Raw genomic sequence first — 19,170 nt, forward strand, 5'->3', positions numbered from 1 at the left:
CGAAATAATGCCTAAACGTACGGATATTAAAAGCATCTTAATTATTGGTGCTGGTCCTATTGTTATTGGTCAGGCTTGTGAGTTTGACTATTCTGGTGCTCAAGCATGTAAAGCGCTGCGTGAAGAAGGTTACCGCGTTATTTTGGTAAACTCGAACCCTGCGACCATCATGACTGACCCTGCAATGGCAGATGCAACTTATATCGAGCCAATCACTTGGCAGACTGTTGCAGCAATCATTGAAAAAGAACGTCCAGATGCAGTACTTCCGACCATGGGTGGTCAAACTGCATTGAACTGTGCGCTTGCATTAGATGCCAACGGTATTTTAGCCAAATACAATGTTGAATTAATTGGTGCAACCAAAGACGCGATTGAAAAAGCCGAAGACCGTAAATTGTTTGATGAAGCAATGCGCAAAATTGGTCTTGAGTGTCCAAAAGCAGCAATTGCTGAATCTATGGAAGAAGCACTTGAGATTCAATCTCGCTTTGGCTTCCCTGTGATTATTCGTCCATCATTCACCATGGGTGGTTCTGGTGGCGGTATCGCATATAACAAAGAAGAATTCCTTGAAATCTGTGAACGCGGTTTCGATCTTTCTCCAACCAAACAATTATTGATTGATGAATCACTTATTGGTTGGAAAGAATATGAGATGGAAGTTGTACGTGATAAAAACGACAACTGTATCATCGTATGTTCAATCGAAAACTTTGACCCAATGGGCGTGCACACTGGTGACTCAATCACCGTTGCTCCTGCGCAAACTTTGACGGACAAAGAATACCAATTGATGCGTAATGCATCTTTAGCGGTACTTCGTGAAATTGGTGTAGAAACAGGTGGTTCTAACGTTCAGTTCGGTATTTGCCCGAATACTGGTCGTATGGTTGTGATTGAGATGAACCCACGTGTATCTCGTTCATCTGCACTTGCATCTAAAGCCACTGGTTTCCCAATTGCAAAAGTTGCAGCGAAATTGGCTGTGGGTTATACCCTTGATGAACTGAAAAATGACATCACAGGCGGTACCACTCCTGCGGCATTTGAACCATCAATTGACTACGTTGTCACTAAAGTTCCACGTTTCAACTTTGAAAAGTTCCCGCAAGCAGACGCGACTTTAACCACACAGATGAAATCTGTAGGTGAAGTCATGGCAATTGGCCGTAATTTCCAAGAGTCTGTAAATAAAGCGCTTCGTGGTTTAGAAACTGGTGCGTGTGGTTTTGACGAACAAATTGAAGTGGGTGCTGAAGGCGCACGCGACAAAATTTTAGTTGAATTAAAAGTTCCAGGCCCTGAGCGTATTTGGTACGTGGCTGACGCATTCCGTCATGGCTTTAGCTTGGACGAGGTTTTTGAAGCGACCAAAATTGACCGTTGGTTCTTAATTCAAATTCAAGACATCGTGAACACTGAAAATGAAATCAAAACTTTAGGTTTTGGTGATCTAAACGCTGACAACATCCGTTCGTTCAAACGTAAAGGTTTATCTGACCTACGTATTGCGAACTTGATGGGTATTTCACAAAAGCAATTCCGTAAACACCGTTGGAACTTGGGCGTAACCCCAGTTTACAAACGTGTGGATACCTGTGCTGCAGAGTTTGAATCTGACACAGCATATATGTATTCAACTTACGATGAAGAGTGTGAATCAAATCCTTCAGCGAAAGACAAGATCATGGTGATTGGCGGTGGTCCAAACCGTATTGGTCAAGGTATCGAATTCGATTACTGCTGTGTACACGCTGCGCTTGCAATGCGTGAAGATGGTTTTGAGACCATCATGGTGAACTGTAACCCTGAAACAGTATCTACCGATTACGACACTTCAGACCGTTTGTACTTTGAACCAATTACTTTGGAAGATGTACTTGAAATCGTACGTACTGAAAAGCCAAAAGGCATTATCGTACAGTACGGTGGTCAAACTCCATTGAAATTGGCACGCGCTTTAGAAGAGGCAGGTGCGCCAATTATTGGTACATCACCAGATGCAATTGACCGTGCAGAAGACCGTGAGCGTTTCCAGCAAATGATTCAACGTCTGCAATTGCGTCAGCCTAACAACAGCATTGTAAAATCTGCTGAAGAAGGTATCGCAGAAGCAGCGAAAGTGGGTTACCCGCTCGTTGTTCGTCCATCTTATGTATTGGGTGGTCGTGCAATGGAAATCGTGTATAACGAAGAAGAATTGAAACGCTACTTGCGTGATGCAGTTCAAGCATCTAACGATGCACCTGTACTGTTAGACCGTTTCTTGGATGATGCGATTGAAGTTGACGTAGACTGCGTATCTGACGGTAAAGATGTGGTGATTGGCGGTATTATGCAGCACATCGAACAAGCAGGTATTCACTCTGGCGACTCAGCATGTTCAATTCCACCTTATTCATTGTCAGATGAAGTACAGGACGAAATGCGTCGTCAAACTGTTGCAATGGCAAAAGAGTTGGGCGTTATTGGTCTAATGAACGTACAGTTTGCAGTGAAAGGCAATGACGTTTATATCTTGGAAGTGAACCCACGTGCATCACGTACTGTTCCGTTCGTTTCTAAGTGTATTGGCGAATCATTGGCTAAAGTTGCAGCACGTTGTATGGCGGGTCAATCTTTAGAAGCTCAAGGCTTTACTAAAGAAATTATTCCGCAACACTTCTCTGTGAAAGAAGCTGTGTTCCCATTCAACAAGTTCCCTGGTGTAGACCCAGTGCTTGGGCCTGAGATGAAATCTACAGGTGAAGTCATGGGCGTAGGTAAAACTTTTGGTGAAGCATTCTATAAAGCTGTGCTAGGCTCGAATGATCGCTTACCAGGAATCCCAACTGAAGGCGAAGTGAAACATGCATTCTTGTCTGTACGTGAGTCAGATAAACCGCATGTGGCGCGTATTGCAAAACAATTGGCTGATTTTGGCTTCAAACTTGTTGCAACGGGTGGTACGCATAAAGTCATCACCGATGCAGGTATTGAGTGTGAACGTGTGAATAAAGTGACTGAAGGTCGCCCACACATTGTAGACCGCTTGAAAAATGGTGAGATTCACCTCATCATCAATACTTCTGAAGGCAAACAAGCTCAGCAGGATTCATTCTCAATCCGTCGTTCTGCATTGCAAGGTAAAGTGTATTACACCACGACCTTGAATGGCGCAGATGCTGTATGCCAAGCCTTAGCGATTAAATTACCAATGGATGTATATCGCCTGCAAGATCTTACTGTAGGTTAATACATTTCAATAAAGTCCCGTCACCTTTCGGGTGGCGGGCTTTTTTCATTTATAGACTTCAATATTTTTAAAGAGGGACAACATGCAACGTTATCCTATGACGCCTGAAGGTAAACACGCTTTAGAGCAAGAATTACAACAACTTAAATCGGTTGAACGTCCACGTATTACTGCAGCGATTGCAGAAGCGCGTGAACATGGCGATTTAAAAGAAAATGCTGAATACCATGCCGCACGTGAACAGCAAGGTTTCTGCGAAGGTCGTATCCAAGACATCGAAGGTAAATTAGGCGCTTGCCAAGTAATTGATGTTAAAGAATTGGAACAAAACGGACGTGTGGTTTTTGGTGTGACTGTGACCATTGAAAACCTAGACACCGAAGAGCAAAAAACCTACAAAATTGTAGGTGATGATGAAGCTGATTTTAAAATCAATAAAATTTCAGTGAATTCGCCTATTGCACGCGGTTTGTTGGGCAAAAATGAAGGCGATGAAGCCAAAATTGTCACTCCGCAAGGCGAAGTGGAATATGAAATTGTGAATGTAGAATATCTTTAAGTTTTAATAAAGATGACTACACGCGATGCCCCTCTTTGAGGGGTTTTTTATTGCCTATAAATCATACAGCCGAGCTTATAGATTATACTGCGATAAAAATAGAGGAAAATAAGATGGAAAATCGCATCATTCATGCATTTGTTTATGCGCTTTCTGGGGCTGTGTTAGGACTGATTTTAATTCCAGTCTGGGGACTCTTTATCAATACACAAACCAGTCCTGTCAGTATCGTATTGGCATCATCACTCTTTTTTGCTATTTGGGGATTCTTATTTCCAAACAGTGTTAAAAATGTTTTTATGTATTTGTGGAATTTTTTAAGATAGATACTTTAAGCTTTCAAATCACTAAAGTGTAGTGGTCAACTAATATTTTGAACATTCCCTCTCCTTCTAGGAAAGGGCTAGGGAGAGGTTCAAAATTTCAGATATAATCCCCTCATCTCTCCACACGAAAAAACCATGTCCGAAACGCTGATTAATTCCCCTGTTAAACACTGGTGCGAATTTGAGTTCATCTCCAAAACTGTGAAAAACCCCAACATCCACATCAAAGGCAATTACTCTTATTATTCAGCCTATTGGGATCAGGGTTTTGAACGTTGTGTGGTGCGTTATTTACATGACAAACCTGCAACAGCAGACAAGCCAATTGATCAATTACATATTGGCAATTTTGTCTGTTTTGGTGCGGAATGCGTGATTATGATGGGTGGCAATCAATTGCATCGCAGTGACTGGGTTTCGGCTTTTCCGTTTGATACTCGCAGTTTTGTTGCGGCAGGTGATACCACAATTGGCGATGGCTGCTGGATTGGCAGTCGCGCCATGATTATGCAAGGTGTTGAACTAGGCGAAGGTGCAATTGTGGCGACAGGTGCAGTGGTTACGCAAGATGTACCGCCTTACGCTATTGTGGCAGGTGTGCCTGCCAAAGTAATTAAATACCGCTTTAGTGAAACAGAGATTGCTCAACTTTTGGCGCTAAAACTGTATGATTTTGATGAAAAATATTTACTGAAAATCCGCGAACAATTGCAGAGTAATGATGTCAATCAACTGATCGATTTTTTGACAAACATGCAAACAAAAAATGACTAAAACTTTAGTTGAATTGAAAGCACAGCTTCATAATTTCATGCTAAATTAAGGTGAAATAAGAACTTACAGCACTCAATTATCTTTATGAAATTACTGGGTTTTATTCTATATGAATTCAGCGTAAGATAAGACAGGACTCAGAGCGAATATTTTATTAAAGTATTGAAATTACAATAAGGAGAAACACTCATGGCTTACCAAAACATCCTCGTACCAGTGGACGGTTCTGAAACTTCTTTTGCCGCTGTTGCAAAAGCTGCTGAACTTGCAAAAGCATTTGGTAGTAAAATCACTGTGGTACAAGTACTTACACTTGACCCGTATATTGCTGCAGAATACATCACTGCAAACCAAACCAATGACTTGATTGAACGCGCTCGCGCTTCTATCGTAAAAACTTTAGAAGAAGCAAAGCAAAAATTCACTGAACAAGGTGTTGAAGCTGAAACTAAACTACTTGAAGGTCAAGTAATTGCACGCGAAATTACCAATGCTGCAAAAGACTTAAATGCTGACCTTATCGTGATTGGTTCACATGGCCGCACTGGCTTGAAAAAATTATTCTTAGGTAGCGTTGCGCAAAGCATCCTAAGTGAAGGTACAACACCTGTATTGGTTGTACGTCAATAAGATTGCGTGTTCCTCATTTCTACGGAAGTGAGGAACTTCCCCTCTCATTTAGATTTCTTTGTTTGTTCTAAAATTTTTATTTGCAGCACTCTATTCAGCAAATTTTCTCAGTATCACCATATCTCAATATTAAACGCTCGATTTAGCAGCTCAGTTTAATTCTGCCATTGGTATTGTTTTAAATTCACCTTTTCTGCAATTACCACAATCCCTTCTTCCTGTAATTTTAAAGTTTGTATATTTTCTCCTTGGGCGTTTAGTTTGCTTAGGCTAATTTTTCCTTGCGCATTAATCACCCGATGCCACGGCACAGTATGTTCTGCCGATAAATGCCTGAGGACATAACCGACCAAACGTGCATGTTTGGGCAGACCCGCTAGGCGTGCCACTTGCCCATAGGTCGCAACCTGACCTGCTGGAATCAAACACACCACGTTCAAAATCATGTGTGCTAATTCATCACTCGGTTTACGGCTTAACGTTGTTTGCATCTATCCACTCGCATTCATTTAGCCTATAAAAAAGGAGCGACTGGCAGCACTCCTTTTGTTTATAAAACTTGATTTTTAAGTCAGTTAAATTGCGGCATTGAATGTATCACAATCACTGATCAAGCCTGATTTTAAGCCAGTCTGGAACCATTGTACGCGCTGTGCACTGGTACCATGCGTAAAGCTATCAGGCACGACTTGCCCACGTGCACGTTTTTGTAAATAGTCATCGCCAATTTTATGTGCCGCATCCATTGCTTCTTCAATATCACCTTGTTCGAGGAATTGAGTACGTTGATGGTTATGATGCGCCCACACTCCCGATAAACAGTCCGCTTGTAATTCCTGACGTACCGAAAGCTGCTTACCCTGTACTTCGCTGACTTGCTGACGTGCTTTATGCACTTGTTCTGAAATCCCTAAAATGGTCTGAATATGATGCCCAACTTCATGCGCCACCACATAGGCTTGAGCAAAATCGCCCGCCTGATCATTTCGGCTTAATTCAGTCTGATTTTGTTCACCACCAATGCCCATTTGCTGACGCATGGCTTGGAAGAATGAAGTATCAATATATACTTTTTGATCGGCAGGACAATAAAATGGCCCCATTGCCGATTGTGCCATACCACAGCCAGAATTGACCACACCTGTAAATAACACCAGTTTAGGTGGTATATATTGGCTATTTAACTGCTGCTGAAACACTTGTGACCACGTATCTTCTGTATCGGCCAAAACAGTGCCCACAAACTCCATCGCCTCTTGTTGTTCAGGAGTTGGATTATCTAAACCTTTAGTTTCAGCACTTTGCGCATGTGAGGTGACTTGCTTGGTCGCTTGATAAGCCGATTGCGGATCGATGCCAAAGAACTTCCATGCAACAAAGGCCACCACTAAGCCCAAAATACTGATACCGCCCGCTTTTGCTCCACCGCCACCACGGCGGTCTTCTACATTCGTGCTAACTCGACGACCTTTCCAACGCATTATTCTTATCCTTCTCTTAAACTCTGATAATAGATTAAGCCGATTTAGACTTTGACCACACTTTTTGAACAAGTGCGACCACAATCACCACCAAGATGCCTGCCAAAATACCCACGACAAGGTTCATCAACATTGGCGTGACTGAACCTACAATACTGCCCATCGTTGGGATGTCTTGTACATACTCTACCGTATCTTCTGTGAAATGGTGCACAAAAGGAATAGCATGATTGATAATTCCTCCACCAACCAAGAACATCGCTGCAGTACCCACCACAGATAAAGTCTTCATTAAAATTGGAGCAAATGCCAGTAAACCACTCCCAATACGTTGTTTAAAATTGGCAGCTTGTTCTGTGAGGTATAAACCAATGTCATCAATTTTGACAATTAACGCAACGAACCCATAGACACCCACCGTCATGGCAATCGCAATTAAACTTAATACTGTCACTTTGGTTAGAAAGCCTGCCGCAGCCACAGTCCCCAAAGAAATCACCACAATTTCCGCCGATAAAATAAAGTCAGTACGCACAGCACCTTTAATTTTTTCGGTTTCATAAGCCGCAAGGTCTTGCTCAGTTTGAATTAGCTCAAGTTGCGCTTCTTTAGCCGTTTGGGCTTTTTTGTGTTGTAAGGTGTGCATGATTTTTTCCACACCTTCATAACTTAAAAATAGACCACCAACCACCAATAAAGGATTGATTAACCACGGCGCAACGACACTAATTAATAACGCGAGCGGTACTAAAATTAGCTTATTGATGAATGAACCTTTAGCCACACGCCATACCACAGGCAACTCACGCTCTGCACGTACACCACTGACTTGCTGCGCATTCAACGCCAAATCATCACCCAAAACCCCTGCGGTTTTTTTTGCAGCCATTTTGCTCATAACTGCCACATCATCTAAAACTGTTGCAATGTCATCTAATAAAAGTAATAAGCTGCTCGCCATTGCGTTGTTATCCTTATATGATTTTCAAGTTATTTTAAAACTGAATTTATATAGGGTCTGTATTTACTTCATTAATTTTTACAGCAAATTCTATTCAACTCACTTAAGGAAGTGACATTGAAAAATGTTATGCCTTACAATATAGCAATTCATCGGTACAGAGATGTCGTAGATACGACTTGGAATAAAAAATGAGTAATCAAGATAATCGTCCTGTGATTTTGACAGGCGATCGTCCAACTGGACAACTACATTTAGGTCACTTTGTGGGTTCTTTACGTTCACGTGTAGGTTTACAAGACTCACATCATCAACATCTGTTACTTGCCGATGCTCAAGCCTTAACTGACAATGCCGATAACTTTGAAAAAGTCCGTCGTAATATTATTGAGGTAGCAACCGATTATTTAGCGGTGGGGATTGATCCAACAAAAACCACCATTTGCGTGCAATCTTGCCTGCCTGCATTAAACGAACTCACCATGTTGTATTTAAACTTCGTGACTGTGGCACGTTTGGAGCGTAACCCAACCATTAAATCTGAAATTCAGATGCGTGGTTTTGAGCGTGATATTCCTGCAGGTTTCCTGTGCTACCCTGTAGCTCAAGCAGCCGATATTACTGCATTTAAAGCAACGGTCGTTCCTGTAGGTGAAGACCAAATTCCAATGATTGAACAGACCAATGAAATTGTGCGTCGGGTGAATCGTCAAATTGGTCATGACTTGCTACCTGAATGTCAGGCATTGTTGTCAAATGTCGGACGTTTACCTGGTTTTGATGGTAAAGCGAAAATGTCAAAATCACTGGGCAATACCATTGTGTTAGATGCCACAGACAAAGACATTAAAAAAGCTGTCAATGCAATGTACACCGACCCAAATCACCTGCGTATCGAAGACCCAGGTCAGGTTGAAGGCAACGTAGTATTTACTTATTTAGATGCCTTCGATACCAACAAAGAAGAACTTGAAGAACTGAAAGCGCATTATCGTCGTGGTGGTTTGGGCGATGGTACGGTGAAAAAGCGTTTGGAAGGCATTCTAAAAGAATTGATTGGGCCGATCCGTGAACGTCGTATCGAACTTGCTAAAGATCCTGACTACATTATGGATATTTTGAAAACAGGCACCGACAAATGCCGTGATATTACCCAGCAAACTTTAGATGAAGTGAAAGCTGGCTTGGGTGTATTCCGCTTCTAAGCATTTTGTAGATACAAATATTTTAAAGTCTCTTATTCACATGAATAAGAGACTTTTTATTTGAGTGAAAAATCAACATAAGATGACGTGATTCACAAAAAACACTTATTACTTACGTGATTTAACATCACGTAACCTGAATACTGCGGATTAGTATTTCTTCTCAGTTTAGTATACTTACATGCTTTAGGAGTAATCCTAATTTCATAACATTTCTCCGTTATCGAAGCTGTGAAAGCAGATTCGTTTTCATACGCAATGATCACCCCAATCATTGCGTATTTTTTTTATTTGAATCAGCTGTTTATACAGCTTGTTCAACAATAAAAAATCATTTCCCTAGATGCAAAAACTACTTGAACGGCTTTGTCGCACAAAGATTTCATAACTATATGATTTAAAAGTTTTGATTATTTTTTGATACAAAATTAAATTTATTTAAATCAGATGCTTACATATTTATGCAACAAAGCAATACCAAATTAACTCTTATCATATACTTTATCTCTCAAATGTGGCTAATTTTTCAGCATAAAAAAATCCCCAATATTGGGGATTGAGCGCAGAATAAAATCAAGCTCTTCAAAATTTGACTTATTTAAGCAAATCCTGATCTTTTAAGACTTGCCACATGGTAGAACCCAGTTCTGCAGGGCTACGGGTATAAGCAATTCCAGCACGCTCAAAGGCTGCAAATTTTTCTTCCGCAGTGCCTTTACCGCCTGAAATAATTGCACCCGCATGTCCCATACGCTTACCTTTAGGTGCCGTCACTCCTGCAATATAACCCACCACAGGTTTGCTGACATTCGACTGGATATATTCCGCAGCCTCTTCTTCTGCTGTACCACCAATTTCACCAATCATAATAATCGCATCGGTATCTGGGTCGTCTTGGAACAGTTTTAAAGCATCAATTTGGTTCATACCTGGAATCGGGTCACCACCAATCCCGATACAGGTCGATTGCCCTAAACCTAATTTGGTGGTTTGTGCCACAGCTTCATAGGTCAAAGTACCTGAACGTGAAATAATGCCAATTCGTCCTGGTTGATGAATATGCCCTGGCATGATGCCAATTTTACATTCACCTGGTGTAATCACACCTGGGCAGTTTGGTCCCACCAAACGTGTACCATTGCCATTGGTTTCTAAATAACGCTTGGCTTTGAGCATGTCGATGGTTGGCACACCTTCCGTAATCACCACAATCAAACCTACTCCAGAATCGACTGCTTCTACAATCGAATCTAAAACAAACGGTGCAGGCACATAAATCACCGATGCATCTGCACCTGTTTCACGTACAGCTTCTTTCATGGTGTTAAATACAGGTAATTCCAAATGGGTTTGACCACCTTTTCCTGGCGTTACCCCACCCACCACTTTAGTTCCATAATCAAGTGCTTGTGCTGAGTGAAAAGTACCATTTTTACCAGTGAAACCTTGTACCAATACTTTGGTGTCTTTATTAATTAATACGCTCATCCTGATTCTCCTTAAGCTTTCACTGCAGCAACAATTTTTTCTGCGGCATCAGATAAGCCGTTTGCAGAAATAAGTTTTAATCCTGATTCATCGAGTAATTTTGCACCAAGTTCCGAGTTGTTCCCTTCTAGGCGAACCACTACAGGTACCGTCACATTTACTTCCTGAACCGCTGCAATAATTGCTTCCGCAATCATGTCACAACGTACAATTCCACCAAAAATATTAATCAGTACGCCTTTAACCGAGTGATCTGCCAAAATAATTTTAAAGGCTTCAATTACGCGTTCTTTGGTTGCACCACCACCTACATCCAAGAAGTTCGCAGGCTGACCACCATAGAGTTTAATAATATCCATAGTTGCCATTGCTAAACCTGCACCATTCACCATACAACCGATATTGCCTTCTAAAGCAACATAGTTCAGGTCAAATTCTGATGCACGCAATTCACGTTCATTTTCTTGTGTTTTATCGCGCAGTGCCAAGACTTCAGGCAAACGATACTGCGCATTGGAATCAATACCGACTTTGGCATCGACACATAAAATGTCGCCATTTTCACGTACAGACAATGGGTTAATTTCAAATAAGGCAAAATCATTGTCGATAAATGCCTGATAAGCCGCTGTCATAATCTTCACAAACTGCGTGATTTGACTGTCTTTGAGTTTTAATGCAAAAGCCACTTCACGTGCCTGAAATGGCAATAAACCCACTAAAGGATCAACTTCTACTTTAATAATTTTTTCTGGGGTTTCTTCTGCCACTTTCTCAATTTCAACACCACCTTCAGTAGATGCCATAAAAGTGACGCGACGGCTAGAACGATCTACCACTGCACCCAAATACAGTTCACGCTCTACAGGATAAACATCTTCAGCCACTAAAATACTGTTTACAGGCTGACCATAGGCATCGGTTTGATAGGTGACCAAACGTGTTCCAAGAATTTGGTTGGCATAGTCTGCTGCTTCTTGTGCAGATTTTACGACCTTCACGCCGCCCGCTTTACCGCGACCACCTGCATGCACCTGAGCTTTCATCACTGCAAATTTACCGCCCAGTTGCTCGAAAGCTTGCACGGCTTCTACGGCTGTAGTTGCCAAAATGCCTTCTTGTACTGGCATACCATATTTTTTTAATAGCGCTTTTGCTTGATACTCATGTAGATTCATTGACTAACCTTTTACTACTTCTTTTATTCAGTTATCACCACCAATATCAAACCTGCGTTTTAATATTGCTTTCCTTGTGTGGTGTTTTTCCTATGCTCTTTACTTTTAGATGATTATTCCCATAAATACAACCATCAAATGCAAAAAGAGCGGCCTAAGCCGCTCTTTTTAGTTTTATTTGCGTTTACGCTGAATCGCGTGAATCGCACGCCCATCTACAGCTAAAGCGGCTTCATGCACCACTTCAGAGAAGGTTGGGTGACCAAATGTCATTAATTGTAAATCTTCAACTGAAGATACAAACTCAAGTGCAATCATACCTTGGTGAACGATGTCAGACGCAGCAGGGCCAATCACGTGCATACCCAATAAACGATCTGTTTTTGCATCTGCAACAAACTTCACGAAACCAGCACCTTCGCCTGCAGCTAAAGCACGACCATTTACCGCGAAACCGAATTGACCAGTTTTCACTTCGTGGCCTTTTTCTTTCGCTTGCTCTTCAGTTAAACCAACCCACGCCGCTTCAGGGTGTGTGTAGATTACTGAAATGATTGTGTCGTAGTTGACTTGTGCAGCATGACCATGAATACGCTCAACTGCCATTACGCCTTCTTCCATTGCTTTGTGTGCAAGCATTGGACCACGTACCAAGTCACCAATTGCATATACACCTTCAACAGAAGTTGCACACCAATCGTTTACTTCAACCAAACCACGTTCAGTCAGTTTAATACCGCAGTCATCTGCCAATAAACCTTCAGCATAAGCACGACGACCTACACAAACGATCAATTTATCGAAAGTTTGTTCTTTGTCTTCGCCGCCTTGGGTATATTTAACAGTCACTTCACGACCATTAACTTCAGTACCTGAAACTTTCGCACCGATACGGATATCCATACCTTGCTTGGTCAATAGTTTTTGGTAGTCTTTTGCCAAAGCTTTGTCAGCCATTGGTAAGAATGCATCCATTGCTTCAAATACAACAACTTCTGCACCTAGACGACGCCATACTGAACCAAGTTCAAGACCAATTACGCCTGCACCAATCACACCTAAACGCTTAGGCACTTCTGGAAATTCTAATGCACCAGTAGAATCAACAATAATGTCTTGATCTACAGGAGCAACAGGAATATTTACAGGAACTGAACCAGTCGCAAGAATCACATACTTAGGCTCTAAAACTTGAGTTTCGCCTTCATGAGAAACGAACTCTACTTTTTTACCTGCAAGCAATTTACCCGTACCTTTTAACCACTCAACACCGTTACCTTTTAATAACTGATCAATACCGCCAGTTAATTGGTCAACGATTTTGTCTTTACGTGCTAATAGCTTCGCAAGGTCAAACTGTACTTCACCTGTAGTGATACCATGATCAGCCAAGTGATGAACCGTATCTTCATAACGATGTGAAGAATCAAGTAATGCTTTAGATGGGATACAGCCCACGTTTAAGCATGTACCACCCAAAGATGGTTTACCTTTGTGAATACGTTTTTCGATACACGCAACTTTAAAGCCAAGTTGAGCCGCACGAATTGCCGCTTCATAACCACCTGGGCCACCGCCAATAACAACAAGATCAAATTGTTGAGACATTTTTATCTCCAAAAATGGGCTTAGAGGATCGCTCCAAGCCCACTGATTTATTCTTTAGAATTAAAGGTCAAGGATGAGTTTAGCTGGCTCTTCTAACAATTCTTTGATTGTTACAAGGAAACCTACAGCTTCTTTACCATCAATTAAACGGTGGTCATAAGAAAGCGCTAAGTACATCATTGGCAAGATTTCAACTTGACCATTTACCGCCATAGGACGCTCTTGGATTTTGTGCATGCCCAAAATTGCAGTTTGTGGCGTGTTTAGAATTGGTGTAGATAACAATGAACCGAAAGTACCACCGTTAGTAATGGTGAATGTACCGCCAGTCATATCTTCAATACCTAGCTTACCGTCACGTGCTTTATAAGCATAGTCACGAATACCGTTTTCTACTTCAGCGTAGTTCATGCGGTCTGTATCACGTAATACAGGAACCACTAAACCACGGTCAGAAGAAACCGCAACACCGATGTCGTAGTAACCGTGATATACGATGTCTTCGCCATCAATAGAAGCGTTTACTGCTGGGTAACGTTTCAATGCTTCAGTTGCAGCTTTCACGAAGAAAGACATAAAGCCTAAACGTGCACCATGACGTTTTTCAAATGCGTCTTTGTATTGTGCACGCATTTCCATGATTGGCTTCATGTTCACTTCGTTGAATGTTGTCAACATTGCAGTTTCTTGAGTCGCTGCAAGTAAACGCTCTGCAACACGCTTACGTAAACGTGTCATAGGAACACGTTTCTCGATACGCTCACCTACCGCAACGCTTAATGGCGCAGCTGCAGCAGCAGGTTTAGCTTGATGATTTGCAACATCTTCTTTAGTGATACGACCACCACGACCTGTACCAGAAACGTCTGCAGCATTGATACCTGTTTCAGTCAACGCTTTACGTACTGCTGGTGCTTGGTCAGCAACTGGTTGTGCACGCTCAACAACTGGCGCAGCGCCTGCTTCAGTTTTCGCCGCAGCTTGCTCTACTTGTGCTTCAGACTGAACTGCTTGAGTTTGAGCAGCGCCAGAAACAGCACCCGCTTCAAATTGAGCAATTACTTCGTCAGAAAGAACTGTATCGCCTTCGTTTTTGATGATTGCAGAGATTGTGCCATCAGCAGGAGCGACTACTTCCAAAACAACTTTATCGGTTTCAATATCACAGATCACTTCATCACGTGAAACTGCTTCACCTGGTTGTTTGTGCCAAGTTGCAATCGTACCGTCTGCAACTGACTCTGGAAATACCGGTGCTTTAATTTCGGTTGCCATTACTTCGAATCTCCTGTTATTCAGCTACGATCGCAAGCGCGTCATTGATGAGCTGAGCTTGTTGTTTTGCATGCAAATATGGTGAACCACACGCTGGTGCTGCAGATGCTTCACGACCCGCATAACTAATGCGAATCTGTTTACCAGTTTTCATTACGTCATCATATAAACGTGGCGCGATGAATAACCAAGCACCTTGGTTCTTCGGCTCTTCTTGAGTCCAAACTAATTCTTTTACGTTTGGATAAGAAGCAAGAACTTCAGCAAGACGTTGTTCTGGATATGGGTACAACTGTTCAATACGAACAATTGCAGTATTGTTCAATACTAATTCACGACGCTTTTCAAGCAAGTCGTAATACACTTTACCACCACACAATACCAAACGCGTCACGTCTGATTTGTTGATGTTGTCAATTTCATCAATCACAGTCTGGAATGTACCAGTTGCAAGCTCATCAAGGTTAGACACTGCTAACTTGTGACGAAGTAAAGACTTCGGCGACATGATGATCATTGGCTTACGGATTGGACGAATCGCCTGACGACGTAAAGCGTGGAAAATCTGTGCAGGTGTTGTTGGTGTCATCACTTGCATGTTTTCTTCCGCACAAAGCTGTAAGAAACGCTCTAAACGTGCAGATGAGTGCTCAGGACCTTGACCTTCAAAACCGTGTGGAAGAAGCATCGTTAAACCACACACACGCTCCCACTTGGTTTCGCCAGATGAAATGAACTGGTCGATTACCACTTGAGCACAGTTGGCAAAGTCACCGAATTGTGCTTCCCAAATAATCAAGCTCTTTGGAAGGGTCGTCGCATAACCATATTCAAATGCCAATACTGCCATTTCAGACAATAATGAGTCGTAGATTGCAACGCGTGGTTGGTTCTCTTTGATGTGGCAAAGTGGAATATAAGTTTTACCATCGACTTGGTTATGCAGTTTTGCATGACGGTGCGAGAAAGTACCACGACCAACGTCTTCACCAGTCAAACGAACAAGGTAACCCTCATCCAACAAAGATGCGTAAGCTAAAGTTTCAGCTGCACCCCAGTTTAGTGGCATTTCACCTGTTTGCATTTTCAAGCGATCGTCAATCACTTTGGCAACTTGGCGCTGCATCACGAAACCTTCTGGAAGTTTACGCATGGTTTGACCAAGTTCTTTCAAACGCTCGATAGGGAAAGTTGTATCCCAAACGTCTGTATAGTCGTGACCCAAGTATGGCGACCAATCTACAAACATTTTGGTATTTGGCTCAAGTACCAATGCGTTCGCAACGTGATTACCCGCTTCTAAATCTGCGCGGTAATCTTCAATCATTTGATCTGCTGCTGCGCGATCCAACACACCTTCTTGCACCAATTGGTCAGCATACAAAGTACGTGTAGTGGTCTTTTTGTTGATCACTTGATACATCATTGGCTGAGTTGCTGCAGGTTCATCAGCTTCGTTGTGACCACGACGACGGTAGCAGAACAAATCAATCACAACGTCTTTACGGAATGTATGACGGAAATCGTGTGCCAATTGAGATACAAAAATCACCGCTTCAGGATCATCGCCATTCACGTGGAAAATTGGCGCCTGAATCATTTTTGCAATGTCAGTACAGTATTCAGTAGAACGTGCGTCACGTGGGTCAGATGTTGTGAAACCAACTTGGTTGTTAATCACAATGTGAACTGTACCACCTACGGTATAACCGCGAGTTTGTGACATTTGGAAGGTTTCTTGGTTAACACCTTGACCTGCAAATGCGGCATCACCGTGAACGATTAATGGCAATACATCATCACCACCAATGTCTTTACGACGTACTTGGCGCGCACGTACAGAACCCTCAACCACAGGTCCAACAATTTCTAAGTGCGATGGGTTAAACGCAAGTGCCAAGTGCACTTCACCACCCGGAGTCATCACGTTAGATGAGAAACCTTGGTGATATTTTACGTCGCCAGAACCTTTTTTATGCAAGCTCTTACCTTCGAACTCACCAAATAGGTCTGCAGGGTTTTTACCCATGATGTTCACAAGCAGGTTCAAACGACCACGGTGTGGCATGCCAATCACGACTTCTTTACAGCCAACAGCACCCGCACGTTGAATGATTTCATTCACCATAGGGATAAATGATTCACCGCCTTCTACACCAAAGCGTTTCGCACCAACGTATTTATTACCTAGATATTTTTCTAGACCCTCAGCTGCTGTTAAGCGTTCAAGAACGTGTTTCTTTTGATCTGCAGTAAATGTGAACTTACCACGTGCGCTTTCTAAGCGTTGTTGAATCCAGCGTCTTTCTTTGGTATCAACAATGTGCATGTATTCTGCACCAATTGAACCGCAGTAGATCGCCTGCATGGCATCAACCATTTCGCCTAGTGTTGCTTCAGACTTACCAATTTCCAAATTACCTGTATGGAAAACAGTATCTAAATCAGACTTGGTTAAACCATGTGCAGCAAGATCAAGATCTGGCACGTCTTCACGTTTTGCCAAACCTAGTGGATCTAATTTTGCTTTTTGGTGACCACGGTTACGGTAAGCAGCAATCAGTTGCAACACGCCAATTTGACGTTGTTCATGTTCAGAACTCACTGAACCTTGAACAATGGCTTGAACGCGATTTGAATTACGACCTAATAAAAGGAATTGCTCACGTACATTACTGTGTGGTTGATCACCCTTCGGGAATTTATCGAAATATTCGCGCCAATCAGCACCGACTGATTCCGGTGACGTCAAATAATGCTCGTAAAGTTCTTCAATATACGCTGCACTATCAGCGGAAAGTTCAGTGTCAAGACGCAGTGCGTCAGCAACTTCTTGCATTTGTGGACCCATTTCCTATTGCAAAAACATTTTCCAGGATGCTTTTTAAGCAAAACCCATGATTGATAATGTCAAATTGGTAACATGACATTAGTCCCCAGTTGACATATGTCATGAGGCGTTATCACTACATTAGGAAAACCCAATGTCATTTATGAATCATAACGCCCTCATTGGCATCATCACTCATTTATATACTCGACCCAAGCCGAGCAATTTTTTGCAAAATCGTTTTAGAAAAAATAAGTGCTCAGTCTTAGCTTTTCTAATACGACTTTTCTGCAATAGTCCTGATTTAATAACACATCATTTGCACTTAAAATGTTGATAAAATGTACAAAAATTCAACATTTTTCAGATATAGTCATTTGTTAATCGTAACATGATCTCAGAAATGCAATTGATTTTTTTGACACATACCTCCTATAAATTGGCGAAATACACTGATTCTATTTTCATCTAACATATGGTGCTTTATTTAAAAAACAGATGCAATTTAGACCAAAGTCCAACACCGCTATTTCAGATAAAATAAAAGAGAGCACATCTCTCAATCTGCCCTCTCACTTACACGTTACATGATAACATCTAAAAATAAATATTGCAGCTAAACTTGGCATTTGCCCATGCTTTACAACAAAATAGCAGCACTGGATTACAATTGTGTGCAACTTTAGTCGGCTAAATGCTGTTTTTGTCTATTTATCCAACAGTTATACCTAAAAAATATCAAATACTCACTTTTTAATCACTTCTTTGCATGCAACATTTTTCATTTATGTACTCATCAAAAACAAGCAACTTATCACACGACTTTTATCGTAATTTTGGCACAAAAAAAAGCACACCTAGGTGTGCTTTTTTCAACTGATCACGCAGTCTATTAGCCAGCCATATCTAAAAGCATGTTACGGATGTGACCGATTGCTTTAGTTGGGTTCAAGCCTTTAGGACATACAGATACACAGTTCATAATACCTTTACAACGGAACAAAGAGAATGGATCGTCAAGACGAGCCAAACGCTCTTGAGTTGCAGTATCACGCGAATCGATAATGAAACGATATGCATTCAACAACGCTGAAGGACCCAAGAACTTGTCTGGGTTCCACCAGAATGATGGGCATGAAGTTGAACAACATGCACAAAGAATACATTCATACAAACCATCAAGATGCTCACGCTCTTCTTGAGATTGTAAACGCTCTTTTGGTGGCGCAGGTTGGTTGTTGATCAAGAACGGATGAATCTTGTTATACTGATCGTAGAACTGATTCATGTCTACAACCAAGTCTTTAATTACAGGAAGACCCGGAAGTGGACGAATTGTGATCACTTCTGGTAAATCGTTTAGGTTCCAAAGACACGCTAAACCGTTTTTACCATTGATGTTTACACCATCAGAACCACAAATACCTTCACGACATGAACGACGGAATGTCAAAGATTCGTCTTGTACTTTCAATTCAAGAAGTGCATCAAGCAACATACGGTGCTTATCAGTCAATTCAAGCTTAAAAGTTTGCATGTACGGTGCTTTATCCTTATCAGGATCGTAGCGGTAGATATTAAATGTACGAGTACCTCTACTCATCTTACTTCTCCCAA

At 41.7% G+C, this 19,170-nt stretch carries 15 protein-coding genes; 6 read left to right on the plus strand and 9 right to left on the minus strand.

Annotated elements, in window-relative coordinates; translation table 11 throughout:
- Positions 1 to 7 precede the first annotated feature (7 nt).
- The 5 genes from carB (at position 8) to F947_RS03470 (ending at position 5,527) form a co-directional block, all read left to right on the plus strand.
- Positions 8 to 3,238, plus strand: coding sequence for a carbamoyl-phosphate synthase large subunit (gene carB, locus F947_RS03450; protein ID WP_004972166.1), 3,231 nt, complete (start codon positions 8 to 10; stop codon positions 3,236 to 3,238).
- 82 nt (positions 3,239 to 3,320) lie between these two features.
- Positions 3,321 to 3,797: a transcription elongation factor GreA gene (greA, locus tag F947_RS03455; protein ID WP_004972169.1), complete on the plus strand. Its 477-nt coding sequence runs from the start codon at positions 3,321 to 3,323 to the stop codon at positions 3,795 to 3,797.
- 113 nt (positions 3,798 to 3,910) lie between these two features.
- Positions 3,911 to 4,123: a hypothetical protein gene (locus F947_RS03460; RefSeq protein ID WP_004972171.1), complete on the plus strand. Its 213-nt coding sequence runs from the start codon at positions 3,911 to 3,913 to the stop codon at positions 4,121 to 4,123.
- Between the two features lie 135 nt (positions 4,124 to 4,258).
- Complete coding sequence (locus tag F947_RS03465) at positions 4,259 to 4,897, plus strand: CatB-related O-acetyltransferase (RefSeq protein WP_004972173.1); 639 nt, start codon at positions 4,259 to 4,261, stop codon at positions 4,895 to 4,897.
- Between the two features lie 189 nt (positions 4,898 to 5,086).
- Positions 5,087 to 5,527: a universal stress protein gene (locus tag F947_RS03470; RefSeq protein ID WP_004972175.1), complete on the plus strand. Its 441-nt coding sequence runs from the start codon at positions 5,087 to 5,089 to the stop codon at positions 5,525 to 5,527.
- Positions 5,528 to 5,682: 155 nt separating this feature from the next.
- Here F947_RS03470 and F947_RS03475 read toward each other — a convergent pair whose 3' ends face one another.
- The 3 genes from F947_RS03475 to F947_RS03485 form a co-directional block, all read right to left on the minus strand.
- Complete coding sequence (locus F947_RS03475; protein ID WP_004972177.1) at positions 5,683 to 6,018, minus strand: MGMT family protein; 336 nt, start codon at positions 6,016 to 6,018, stop codon at positions 5,683 to 5,685.
- Positions 6,019 to 6,102: 84 nt separating this feature from the next.
- Complete coding sequence (gene ypfJ, locus F947_RS03480; RefSeq protein WP_004972179.1) at positions 6,103 to 7,008, minus strand: KPN_02809 family neutral zinc metallopeptidase; 906 nt, start codon at positions 7,006 to 7,008, stop codon at positions 6,103 to 6,105.
- 34 nt (positions 7,009 to 7,042) lie between these two features.
- Positions 7,043 to 7,969 (minus strand): DUF808 domain-containing protein, encoded by a 927-nt coding sequence (locus tag F947_RS03485; RefSeq protein ID WP_004972181.1) that lies wholly within the window; start codon positions 7,967 to 7,969, stop codon positions 7,043 to 7,045.
- A gap of 191 nt (positions 7,970 to 8,160) precedes the next feature.
- On the opposite strand from F947_RS03485, the gene trpS reads away from it, so the two are divergent.
- The gene (gene trpS, locus F947_RS03490) at positions 8,161 to 9,174 is read left to right on the plus strand and encodes a tryptophan--tRNA ligase (RefSeq protein WP_004972183.1); all 1,014 of its coding nucleotides are present in this window, start codon (positions 8,161 to 8,163) and stop codon (positions 9,172 to 9,174) included.
- 594 nt (positions 9,175 to 9,768) lie between these two features.
- Here the strand turns inward: trpS and sucD are convergent.
- The 6 genes from sucD to F947_RS03520 form a co-directional block, all read right to left on the minus strand.
- A complete protein-coding gene (gene sucD, locus F947_RS03495; RefSeq protein WP_004972185.1) occupies positions 9,769 to 10,662 on the minus strand; it encodes a succinate--CoA ligase subunit alpha in 894 nt (297 codons plus the stop codon).
- Between the two features lie 11 nt (positions 10,663 to 10,673).
- Positions 10,674 to 11,840 carry an ADP-forming succinate--CoA ligase subunit beta gene (gene sucC, locus F947_RS03500; protein ID WP_004972187.1) on the minus strand — a complete coding sequence of 389 codons (1,167 nt, stop codon included), beginning with the start codon at positions 11,838 to 11,840 and terminating at the stop codon, positions 10,674 to 10,676.
- Between the two features lie 174 nt (positions 11,841 to 12,014).
- Positions 12,015 to 13,448 (minus strand): dihydrolipoyl dehydrogenase, encoded by a 1,434-nt coding sequence (gene lpdA / locus F947_RS03505; RefSeq protein WP_004972188.1) that lies wholly within the window; start codon positions 13,446 to 13,448, stop codon positions 12,015 to 12,017.
- Positions 13,449 to 13,508: 60 nt separating this feature from the next.
- The gene (gene odhB / locus F947_RS03510; RefSeq protein WP_004972191.1) at positions 13,509 to 14,723 is read right to left on the minus strand and encodes a 2-oxoglutarate dehydrogenase complex dihydrolipoyllysine-residue succinyltransferase; all 1,215 of its coding nucleotides are present in this window, start codon (positions 14,721 to 14,723) and stop codon (positions 13,509 to 13,511) included.
- A 16-nt stretch (positions 14,724 to 14,739) separates the two neighbouring features.
- Positions 14,740 to 17,562, minus strand: a complete 2,823-nt coding sequence (locus F947_RS03515; RefSeq protein WP_004972194.1) for a 2-oxoglutarate dehydrogenase E1 component — start codon at positions 17,560 to 17,562, stop codon at positions 14,740 to 14,742.
- Between the two features lie 883 nt (positions 17,563 to 18,445).
- Positions 18,446 to 19,156, minus strand: a complete 711-nt coding sequence (locus F947_RS03520; RefSeq protein WP_004972196.1) for a succinate dehydrogenase iron-sulfur subunit — start codon at positions 19,154 to 19,156, stop codon at positions 18,446 to 18,448.
- Between the last annotated feature and the right edge of the window lie 14 nt (positions 19,157 to 19,170).

This window comes from Acinetobacter towneri DSM 14962 = CIP 107472 (genome assembly GCF_000368785.1).
GTDB lineage: Bacteria > Pseudomonadota > Gammaproteobacteria > Pseudomonadales > Moraxellaceae > Acinetobacter > Acinetobacter towneri.

Coding starts and splice junctions, on each gene's coding strand:
- F947_RS03520 (WP_004972196.1), bottom strand. CDS start 19,156: ATGAGTAGAGGTACTCGTACATTTAATATCTACCGCTACGATCCTGAT.
- ypfJ (WP_004972179.1), bottom strand. CDS start 7,008: ATGCGTTGGAAAGGTCGTCGAGTTAGCACGAATGTAGAAGACCGCCGT.
- odhB (WP_004972191.1), bottom strand. CDS start 14,723: ATGGCAACCGAAATTAAAGCACCGGTATTTCCAGAGTCAGTTGCAGAC.
- greA (WP_004972169.1), top strand. CDS start 3,321: ATGCAACGTTATCCTATGACGCCTGAAGGTAAACACGCTTTAGAGCAA.
- F947_RS03485 (WP_004972181.1), bottom strand. CDS start 7,969: ATGGCGAGCAGCTTATTACTTTTATTAGATGACATTGCAACAGTTTTA.
- trpS (WP_004972183.1), top strand. CDS start 8,161: ATGAGTAATCAAGATAATCGTCCTGTGATTTTGACAGGCGATCGTCCA.
- F947_RS03475 (WP_004972177.1), bottom strand. CDS start 6,018: ATGCAAACAACGTTAAGCCGTAAACCGAGTGATGAATTAGCACACATG.
- sucC (WP_004972187.1), bottom strand. CDS start 11,840: ATGAATCTACATGAGTATCAAGCAAAAGCGCTATTAAAAAAATATGGT.
- F947_RS03465 (WP_004972173.1), top strand. CDS start 4,259: ATGTCCGAAACGCTGATTAATTCCCCTGTTAAACACTGGTGCGAATTT.
- F947_RS03460 (WP_004972171.1), top strand. CDS start 3,911: ATGGAAAATCGCATCATTCATGCATTTGTTTATGCGCTTTCTGGGGCT.
- F947_RS03515 (WP_004972194.1), bottom strand. CDS start 17,562: ATGCAAGAAGTTGCTGACGCACTGCGTCTTGACACTGAACTTTCCGCT.
- sucD (WP_004972185.1), bottom strand. CDS start 10,662: ATGAGCGTATTAATTAATAAAGACACCAAAGTATTGGTACAAGGTTTC.
- lpdA (WP_004972188.1), bottom strand. CDS start 13,448: ATGTCTCAACAATTTGATCTTGTTGTTATTGGCGGTGGCCCAGGTGGT.
- carB (WP_004972166.1), top strand. CDS start 8: ATGCCTAAACGTACGGATATTAAAAGCATCTTAATTATTGGTGCTGGT.
- F947_RS03470 (WP_004972175.1), top strand. CDS start 5,087: ATGGCTTACCAAAACATCCTCGTACCAGTGGACGGTTCTGAAACTTCT.